A 7,917-nucleotide genomic window follows, 5' to 3' on the forward strand; every position below is an offset into this window, starting at 1 on the left:
ACACCTAGGCTCTGGCGGACGAAGCAGAGACATCGGGTTCGGAGGAGTGCGCAATGGTGCGAGCGGTAGCTTCCATTCTTTGGCACCGGCTTGACCAGGAAGGCCACGACGCTTGCCTGCTGTCGGAAGCGAGTTCCGGGTGGAACCTCAGGGGACACGCGCTTTTCGTCCAGGACGGCAAGCCGTGCGGCATCGCCTACGAGGTGGACTGCGATGCCGACTGGCATACAAGCTCGGCGCGCGCCGACGGCTTTCTCGGCACGCAAGAGCTGCATTATGGGATCGACCGGCTGACCGAGCGCCAATGGACGCTGAACGGCGAGCATCAAGCGGAAGTCGACGGTCTCATCGATGTCGATCTCGGCTTCACGCCCGCCACAAACCTTTTGGCGCTTCGCCGTTTTGCCCTCGATGTCGGCATGGCGACGCCCGCCCCGGCAGCCTATCTGACATTTCCCGAACTCAGGCTCGTTCGCCTGGAACAGAGCTACCAGCGCGTCGATGCGGCACACTACGCCTATGCCGCCCCGATGTTCGGCTACAATGAGATGCTGGAGGTCTCGCCGCTCGGTTTCGTCCTCGACTATCCGCGCCTGTGGAGAGCCATGGCACAGCTGGGCTGAAGCGCGCATCATTGTGGCAAGAAGCAGTGCAGGCGCGATGCTGCGCTGGTGTGTCGCCCGGCCGGCAGCGGCGGCACGCCTTGCGAAACGACTATCATTTGGCTAAGGAGGCCGCGCATTGAGCGCCCGGCCGCAGCTTGGCGCATTTTTCCGCTCTTCGGCCTTCGGTCCGGCATCCAGTCAAAGGCATTTCGCTTCCATGGCGCGCATCGTGATGAAATTCGGCGGAACGTCCGTCGCCGACATCGCCCGCATCCGCAATGTGGCGCGTCATGTCAAACGCGAGGTCGACGCCGGCCATGAGGTCGCAGTCGTGGTCTCGGCAATGGCCGGCAAGACCAACGAGCTCGTGCAATGGACGCGCGAGGCCTCGCCGATGCACGATGCGCGCGAATATGACGCCGTCGTCGCGTCCGGCGAGCAGGTCACCGCCGGCTTGCTGGCGATCGCGCTGCAGAATATCGGCGTGCATGCCCGCTCCTGGCAAGGTTGGCAGATCCCGATCAAGACCGACAACGCACATGGCGCGGCGCGCATTCTCGATATCGACGGTGCGTTCCTGATCAAGCGCTTCGGCGAAGGCCAGGTGGCGGTGGTCGCCGGTTTCCAGGGCATCGGGCCGGACAATCGGATCGCAACGCTCGGCCGCGGCGGTTCCGATACCAGCGCAGTCGCCATCGCGGCGGCGGTCAAGGCCGACCGCTGCGATATCTACACCGATGTCGACGGGGTCTACACGACCGATCCGCGCATCGAGCCGAAGGCGCGGCGGCTGGCCAAGATTTCCTTCGAGGAAATGCTCGAAATGGCCTCGCTGGGGGCCAAGGTCCTGCAGGTGCGCTCGGTCGAGCTTGCCATGGTGCACAGGGTGCGTACCTTTGTGCGGTCGTCCTTCGACGATCCCGATGCACCCGGAATGGGGGATTTGCTCAATCCGCCGGGAACGCTTATTTGCGACGAGGAAGAGATCGTGGAACAGCAGGTCGTCACCGGAATTGCCTATGCCAAGGACGAAGCGCAGATTTCGCTGCGCCGCGTCGGCGACCGGCCGGGCGTCGCCGCCGGCATTTTCGGGCCGCTGGCCGAGGCCAACATCAATGTCGACATGATCGTCCAGAACATTTCCGAGGACGGCAAGTTCACTGACATGACCTTCACCGTGCCATCCGGCGACGTCGACAAGGCGCTTGCCGTGCTCGAGCGGCTGAAGGCGACGATCGGCTACGATGTGGTGCAGTCGGAAGCCGGCATGTCGAAGGTCTCGGTCATCGGCATCGGCATGCGCAGCCATGCCGGTGTCGCCGCCACCGCCTTCAAGGCGCTGGCCGACCGCGCGATCAACATCCGCGCCATCACAACGTCCGAAATCAAGATTTCGATCCTGATCGACGGTCCCTATACGGAACTAGCAGTTCGCACTTTGCATTCCGTGTACGGTCTGGATAAGCAGTAGCAGACTGCATCGGCCCGAAATCGGGAGTCGATTTTCGGAAGGCAGGATGCAGCGGATCGAAAGTCTTGGAGCGGCCTTTATGCGTCCAATTGGACGATGGCGCTCTAATTGAGTTGTTGCGTTTGTGCCGCTGTGCAGGGCAACCTGCACCGGTTGAAACGCTATTGGAGAAGAAGCCGCGATGCGTGATTCGGCCAGTGGCCCGCGCGTTTTGCTGAAACGGCTCCGCGAGCTCATGCAAGAGCCGCTGGAGCCGCAGGAGCGGCTTGACCGAATCGTGCGCGACATCGCCTCCAACATGGTTGCCGAGGTCTGCTCGCTCTATGTGCTGCGCGCCGATTCGGTGCTCGAACTCTACGCCACCGAAGGCCTGAACCCGAACGCCGTCCACCTGGCGCAGCTCAGGCTGGGCCAAGGCTTGGTCGGCACGATTGCGGCCTCGGCACGGCCGCTCAACCTCTCCAATGCGCAGGAGCATCCTGCCTTCGCCTACCTGCCGGAGACTGGGGAAGAAATATACAATTCCTTCCTCGGCGTGCCGGTGCTGCGGGCAGGGCGGACGCTCGGCGTTCTGGTCGTGCAGAACAAGACCATGCGCCATTATCGCGACGACGAGGTCGAGGCGCTGGAAACAACGGCGATGGTGATCGCCGAGATGATCGCCACCGGCGATCTGGAGCGGCTGACAAGGCCCGGCCTCGAGCTCGATCTGCGCCGCCCGGTAAGCTTTACCGGCCTGTCCTTCAACGAAGGCGTCGGTCTCGGCCATGTGGTGCTGCACGAGCCGCGCATCGTCGTCACCAATCTTTTCAACGAGGACAGCGAGGAAGAGGTCAGGCGGCTCGACGCGTCCCTCGGCTCGCTCAGGCTGTCCATCGACGACATGCTGGAGCGCCGCGACGTCGCCTTCGAGGGCGAGCATCGCCAGGTGCTCGAAGCCTATCGCATGTTCGCCAACGACCGTGGCTGGGTACGCCGGCTCGAGGAGGCGATCCGCAACGGCCTGACGGCCGAAGCGGCGGTCGAAAAGGTGCAGAGCGACATGCGTGCCCGCATGCTGCACATGACCGATCCGTACCTGCGCGAACGGATGAGCGATTTCGACGATCTCGCCAATCGGCTGCTGCGGCAGCTGATGGGGCGCGGGCCGGAGGACGTCGCGGCCTCGCTGCCCAAGGACGCCATCATCGTCGCCCGCTCGATGGGTGCTGCCGAGCTGCTCGATTATCCCAGGGACAAACTGCGCGGGCTGGTGCTGGAGGACGGCGCCGCGACCAGCCATGTCGTCATCGTGGCGCGGGCCATGGGGATACCCGTCGCCGGCCAGATGAAGGGCGCCGTTTCCATGGCGGAAAACGGCGATGCCATCATCGTCGACGGCGAGGAAGGCGCGATCCATTTGCGCCCGCAGCCCGACCTCGAGGCGGCCTATGCCGAGAAAGTGCGCTTCAGGGCGCGGCGGCAGGAGGTCTACCGCGAACTGCGCAAGAAGCCGTCGGTGACCAAGGACGGTGTCCAGGTCGATCTTCTGATGAATGCCGGGCTGGCGGTCGATCTGCCGCAACTGGCCGAAGCCGGCGCGGCCGGCATCGGCCTGTTCCGCACCGAGCTGCAATTCATGGTCGCCTCGACCTTTCCGCGCGCCGAAGCGCAGGAGCGGCTCTATCGTGACGTGCTCGAGGCGGCGCGCGGCAAGCCGGTGACGTTCCGCACTATCGATATCGGCGGCGACAAGGTGCTGCCCTATTTCAAGGGCTCGATCCAGGAAGAGAACCCGGCGCTCGGCTGGCGCGCCATCCGCCTGACGCTCGACCGGCCCGGATTGCTGCGCACCCAGATCCGCGCGCTGCTCAAGGCGTGCGGTGGACGCGAACTGAAGCTGATGCTGCCAATGGTGACGGAACTCGGCGAGATCGCGCAGGCGCGCGAGATCATCGATCGCGAGGTGCGGCATTTGTCGCGTTTTGCCCATCATTTGCCGACCAGCCTGAAGCTCGGGGCGATGCTGGAGGTACCGTCGCTGCTGTTCCAGCTCGACGAGCTGATGAAGGCGGTCGATTTCGTCTCGGTCGGCTCGAACGACCTGTTCCAGTTCGTCATGGCGGTGGATCGCGGCAACACCCAATTGTCCGACCGCTTCGACCCGCTCTCGACGCCGTTCCTGCGCGTCCTGAAGCAGATTGCCGACGCCGGGGCGCGCAACCATACGCCGGTGACCCTGTGCGGCGAACTGGCTGGCAAGCCGATTTCGGCGATGGCGCTGATCGGCCTTGGCTACCGCTCGATCTCGATGTCGCCGGCATCGATCGGCCCGGTCAAGGCGATGCTGACGGAACTGCCGCTCAGCGAGCTGGAAGCGTTCTTCGACGACAATCTGATGGCGCCGGCGCATGGCCTGCCGATGCGGGCGCTGCTGCAAGCCTTTGCCGACGACCGCTCTATACCGCTATAGACTTCGCCATGATCAACCTGCCCCGCGACCGTATGGATCAAGTCGTCAAGCGTTTCGACATGCTCGAAGCGCAGATGTCGGCCGGGCCGGCGCCGGATGCCTATGTCAGGATGGCCTCCGAATATGCCGACATCCAGGAGATGGCGGCAAAGATCAGGACACTGCGCGCCGCCGAGCGCGAACAGGCCGATCTGGAGGCGATGCTCGCCGACAAGGGCACCGACGCCGAGATGCGCGCCTTGGCCGAGGCCGACCTGCCGGAGGTCAAAGATCGCATCGAGGCGCTGCAGAAGGACATCCAGATCCTGCTGTTGCCCAGGGATGCCGCCGACGACAAGAACGCCATCCTCGAAATCCGCGCCGGCACCGGCGGCGACGAGGCGGCGCTTTTCGCCGGCGACCTGTTTCGCATGTACGAACGCTATGCCGCGGCGCATGGCTGGCGTTTCGAGACGGTGTCGGCCAGCGAAGGCGAGGTCGGCGGCTACAAGGAAATCATCGCCACCGTTTCGGGCAAGGGCGTCTTTGCCCATTTGAAGTTTGAATCCGGCGTGCACCGGGTGCAGCGTGTGCCGACGACCGAGGCGGGCGGACGCATTCATACCTCGGCGGCGACTGTCGCGGTGCTGCCGGAAGCCGAAGAGGTCGATATCGAGATCAGGGCAGAAGACATTCGCATCGATACGATGCGCGCCTCGGGTTCCGGCGGCCAGCACGTCAACACCACCGATTCGGCCGTGCGCATCACACATCTGCCGACCGGCATCATGGTGGTGCAGGCGGAAAAGTCGCAGCACCAGAACCGGGCGAAGGCCATGCAGATCCTGCGCGCCAGGCTCTATGACCTCGAGCGCAGCAAGGCGGACGAGGAACGCTCCGAATCGCGCAAGTCGCAGGTCGGCTCGGGCGACCGCTCGGAGCGCATCCGTACCTATAATTTTCCGCAGGGGCGCGTCACCGACCATCGCATCAACCTGACGCTCTACAAGCTCGACCGGGTGATGATGGGCGAGCTCGACGAGATCATCGACGCGCTGATCGCCGACCACCAGTCGAAGCTGCTCGCCGATATCGGCATCGATGGCTGACAGCCTACCCCGCACGCTGGCGCCGCTGTTACGGGAGGCACGAAACCGGCTTGCCGCAGCGGGGGTTGCGGATCCGGCGCTCGATGCCAGGCTGATCGTCGAGCATTTTTCCGGCACCAGTCGCACGCAGGCCATCGCCGATCCCGGGCGAGCGGTCGATGCGGACGTGACGGCGGCAATCGAAGCCGCCTTGCGGCGGCGCATCGCCGGCGAGCCGGTACACCGGATCCTTGGCTACCGCGAATTCTACGGCTTGCGCCTTTCGCTTTCGCCGCAAACGCTGGAGCCACGGCCGGATACCGAAACGCTGGTCGAGGCTATACTGCCCTTCGTCAAGGCAATGGCGGCACGCGAGGGCGGCTGCCGCATCCTCGATCTAGGGACCGGTACCGGTGCCATCGCGCTGGCGCTGCTCAGCGCCGTTCCGGCCGCGACCGCCACCGGCGTCGACATTTCGCAGGAGGCGCTGGCCACAGCCATGCGTAATGCCGGGGAATTGGGGCTCGCCGGCCGGTTCACGGCGCTCAAATCCGACTGGTTTGAAAAAGTTTCTGGCCGGTACCATGTAATTGTCGCAAACCCTCCCTATATACCCTCAGACGACATTGGAAATCTGCAGGACGAGGTCCGCGGTTTCGATCCACGCCAGGCCCTCGATGGCGGCGTGGACGGTCTGAGCCCCTACAGGAAGATCGCCGCAGGAGCGGCAGCGTATTTGGAACTCCAAGGCAGGATTGCGGTCGAGATCGGCCATACGCAGCACCAACAGGTTACAGAGATATTCTCCGCGGCCGGGTACCGTTCGGTCGGGGTGTTTCGTGATCTAGGCGGAAACGACAGAGTTCTTGTGTTCGAACGGTGGAAGTCGTGATGCAGTGCGAAAAAAGCGCTTGGCAATACCGGGGAATGCGGCTAGGGTCGCCTTAACCGGATGAGACGAAGCAGGCAGTGCTCTTAGCGATTCGGTTTTCCTTGGAAATAGCTGCCTTCTTGCGCAAACGACGCCCAAGCTTCGTGCGGGAATCGTCCGGCAAGTGAAGTAACCGGAACAGGATGGCACGTGGCGCCAACGCAATTGATGCGGGCGAACGCCGGTGAAGGAACGAAACGGCTGGCCGCATGAGCGCCTCCGTTCGTGAAGAGTTTTTCGAAAATTTCAAAGTGAAGAGAGTCTAATGAGGCCACAACAGCAAAACAGGCGCATGCGCGGTCGCAACAACAATGGCGGCGGCGGCAACAACAATAACAACAACAACCGTAAGGGGCCGAATCCCCTGACGCGCAACTACGAGAGCAACGGCCCGGACGTGAAGATCCGCGGATCGGCTCAGCAGATTGCCGAGAAGTACGCAACCCTTGCCCGTGACGCGCAAAGCTCCGGCGACCGGGTGATGGCGGAAAACTATCTCCAGCATGCAGAGCACTATAACCGCATCATCGCAGCCGCTCAGGCGCAGATGCCGATCCAGAACGCCCAGCAGAATCGCGACGATTTCGACGATGATGGCGACGAGGATCGCGACGAGTTCGACAATGCCGGCAACAACAATGCCAACGAGGCTTCGGCTTCGGCCAATCACGGTGCCGGCCCGCAGCCGGTCATCGATGGCACGCCGGCCGAGCTGGCGCTGAACCAGGAAAACAGCCGCGACAATCGCGGCGGTCGCGATAACCGTGACGGCCGCGACAACAATGGCGGACGCCACCGCGACCGTCGCCCCAATGGCGGTTACGGCCAGAACGGCCAGCGCGGCGAGTATAGCTCGCGCGGCGAGCAGCAGGGTGGCCAGCGCGTCGAACAGCCACGGCGCGACGAGACGCCGGCGCAGGCGGAGCCCGTGCCGGCCGCTGAGCCGGTCTTTGTGAGCGAGCCCTCACCGCAATTCGACAACCTTTCGCCGGCGGGTCTCGCCGCCCAGGCCGAGCTCAACGAAGCCGCTGCCGAAAGCAGCCCGGCCCGCCGCCCCAGGCGTCCGCGTCGCCCGCGCCTCGATGTCGAACAGGCAAATGGCGGCAACGACAACGACGGCCCTGACAGTGCCGGGACAAGCAATGCCGAAACTGGCAACACCGACGCTGGCAATGTCGATGCAGCGCCGGCTGAAGGCCCCGGCGGTCAAGCTGTGATCGCAGACGTCGAGAATTGATCGAAAAAACGTTCAGCCGATCTTAGCGCTTCCTTTACCCTAAAGCGCGTCGCGTCGACCGGCCTCATGCGACGCGCTTGTCTTATGACATTCATTGCGAAGAGGCGAGAATGAACCGCTGGGAGAGAGTAGCAGCTCTCTCGTCAGCGGCGAG

General features: G+C 63.8%; 6 protein-coding genes. All 6 read left to right on the forward strand.

What is annotated here, in order from left to right; genetic code table 11:
* Positions 1-53 precede the first annotated feature (53 nt).
* The 6 genes from NKJ40_RS20565 (at position 54) to NKJ40_RS20590 (ending at position 7,763) form a co-directional block, all read left to right on the forward strand.
* On the forward strand, positions 54-623 hold the full coding sequence (locus NKJ40_RS20565) for a putative glycolipid-binding domain-containing protein (protein WP_352467612.1): 570 nt from the start codon (positions 54-56) through the stop codon (positions 621-623).
* Positions 624-822: 199 nt separating this feature from the next.
* A complete protein-coding gene (locus NKJ40_RS20570) occupies positions 823-2,076 on the forward strand; it encodes an aspartate kinase (protein WP_254816709.1) in 1,254 nt (417 codons plus the stop codon).
* Between the two features lie 181 nt (positions 2,077-2,257).
* Positions 2,258-4,528, forward strand: a complete 2,271-nt coding sequence (gene ptsP / locus NKJ40_RS20575) for a phosphoenolpyruvate--protein phosphotransferase (RefSeq protein WP_292661374.1) — start codon at positions 2,258-2,260, stop codon at positions 4,526-4,528.
* An 8-nt stretch (positions 4,529-4,536) separates the two neighbouring features.
* The gene (gene prfA / locus NKJ40_RS20580) at positions 4,537-5,616 is read left to right on the forward strand and encodes a peptide chain release factor 1 (RefSeq protein WP_352467613.1); all 1,080 of its coding nucleotides are present in this window, start codon (positions 4,537-4,539) and stop codon (positions 5,614-5,616) included.
* Positions 5,609-6,487 carry a peptide chain release factor N(5)-glutamine methyltransferase gene (gene prmC, locus NKJ40_RS20585; protein ID WP_352467614.1) on the forward strand — a complete coding sequence of 293 codons (879 nt, stop codon included), beginning with the start codon at positions 5,609-5,611 and terminating at the stop codon, positions 6,485-6,487. Before prfA ends, prmC begins: the two co-directional genes overlap by 8 nt.
* Before the next feature lie 331 nt (positions 6,488-6,818).
* Complete coding sequence (locus NKJ40_RS20590; RefSeq protein WP_352467615.1) at positions 6,819-7,763, forward strand: DUF4167 domain-containing protein; 945 nt, start codon at positions 6,819-6,821, stop codon at positions 7,761-7,763.
* The last annotated feature ends 154 nt before the right edge of the window (positions 7,764-7,917 follow it).

It is taken from the genome of Mesorhizobium sp. M0119 (assembly GCF_040322615.1).
Lineage (GTDB): Bacteria > Pseudomonadota > Alphaproteobacteria > Rhizobiales > Rhizobiaceae > Mesorhizobium.